A 925-nucleotide genomic window follows, 5' to 3' on the forward strand; every position below is an offset into this window, starting at 1 on the left:
AAAGGAGAAAAATGATGGCTAATAAAATTACTGGTGTTAATGGTCCGATTACTGGCTGGCTAGATGGTCATACCTACTTAATTGGCTTAATGGCATATCCTATTCGGCATTCAATGTCACCTACAATGCACAACAATGCCTTTGCTAAGTTGGGCTTGAATTATACTTATCTTTGTTTTGAAATTGGCAATGATAAATTAAAAGGTGCAGTTGACGCTATCCGCACTTTAGATATGCGTGGCTCAAACGTTTCGATGCCCAACAAAAAAGAGGTAATTCAGTACCTTGATAAATTATCACCAGCTTCTGAAATGTGTGATGCGGTTAATACCATTGTGAACGATCATGGCGTTTTGACTGGCTACACTACCGACGGCATTGGCTTTGTCCAATCGCTTAAGGATGAAGGCATTGACGTTAAAGGCAAAGTGATGACTTTAGCCGGTGCCGGCGGTGCTGCAACCCCAATAGCTGTTCAATCGGCTTTAGATGGTGCTAAAGAAATCAGAATTTTTAACATTAAAGATGACAAGTGGGCTCAGGCTGAAAAGAACGTCAAAACTATTCAAGAAAAAACTGATTGCCAAGTTTCTTTAACCGAGCTGACAGATCAAGAAGCATTTAAACAATCAATTGCCGAGAGTGATATTTACTGTGATGCGACCAGCGTCGGTATGAAACCGCTTGAGGATAAGACGCTGGTTTCAGATCCTTCCTGGTTCCATGAAGATATGGTGGTGTTTGACACAGTTTATGCTCCTAGAACTACCAAATTAATGAAAGTGGCTCAAAAAGCTGGAGTTAAGCATGTTTTTGATGGCATCGGCATGATGATTGATCAGGGTGCAGCCTCATTTAAGTTATGGACAGGTAAAGAGATGCCGACTGATTATATTCGTGAAATTATGTTTTCTGATGATAATAA

General features: G+C 40.3%; 1 protein-coding gene. It reads left to right on the top strand.

What is annotated here, in order from left to right:
- Positions 1–14: 14 nt before the first annotated feature.
- On the top strand, positions 15–925 hold a 911-nt coding region (locus LDM92_RS09805; protein ID WP_223903070.1), incomplete at its 3' end, for a shikimate dehydrogenase.

Source organism: Lactobacillus laiwuensis (genome assembly GCF_019972835.1).
Taxonomy (GTDB): domain Bacteria; phylum Bacillota; class Bacilli; order Lactobacillales; family Lactobacillaceae; genus Lactobacillus; species Lactobacillus laiwuensis.